This is a genomic window from Paenibacillus popilliae ATCC 14706, from assembly GCF_000315235.1.
In the GTDB taxonomy this organism is placed as follows: domain Bacteria; phylum Bacillota; class Bacilli; order Paenibacillales; family Paenibacillaceae; genus Paenibacillus_B; species Paenibacillus_B popilliae.
In genome coordinates, this window is sequence record NZ_BALG01000320.1 from 1 (window position 1) to 437 (window position 437).

Consider the following 437-nt stretch of genomic DNA (forward strand, 5'->3'; position numbering starts at 1 on the left):
ATATTAAGGTGAACCATACGGGGGCCTCTCGCCCCCTCTCAAATAACAATTAAGCCGGCGGGCTACGTAGGGAGGAGTGTCCAATGAGAACGCCGAAAACGGTTGCTATTAACAGCAGCCTAGAGATTGTAAAAATGGAAGACTGCCATTTTAGAACGCTTTCCATGCTTGGATACTACAAGGTAAGCGGTTATGCATTCCGTCACCCAGAGCTTGGCTACGTAAGCTACGACGGAGAAATACCATTCATCCCGCGCGGAGGCAAGCGCACATTGCAATCCATCCTAGATGATGGCGGCTTTATCTCATACGATGGGATGCACTGGGTGCGGGAAATGCAATAACGATGGGGCTTCGGCCCCTCATACCGCCTGACGAGTCCCGGACGGAACGGGACGAAACCTAGCCGTATCTAGCGGCTACGGTCGCGGATATCC

1 protein-coding gene is annotated in these 437 nt (G+C 52.6%); it reads left to right on the forward strand.

What is annotated here, in order from left to right; all coding sequences use genetic code 11:
* Positions 1-83 precede the first annotated feature (83 nt).
* Positions 84-344 carry a hypothetical protein gene (locus PPOP_RS16710; protein ID WP_006287825.1) on the forward strand — a complete coding sequence of 87 codons (261 nt, stop codon included), beginning with the start codon at positions 84-86 and terminating at the stop codon, positions 342-344.
* Positions 345-437: the final 93 nt, after the last annotated feature.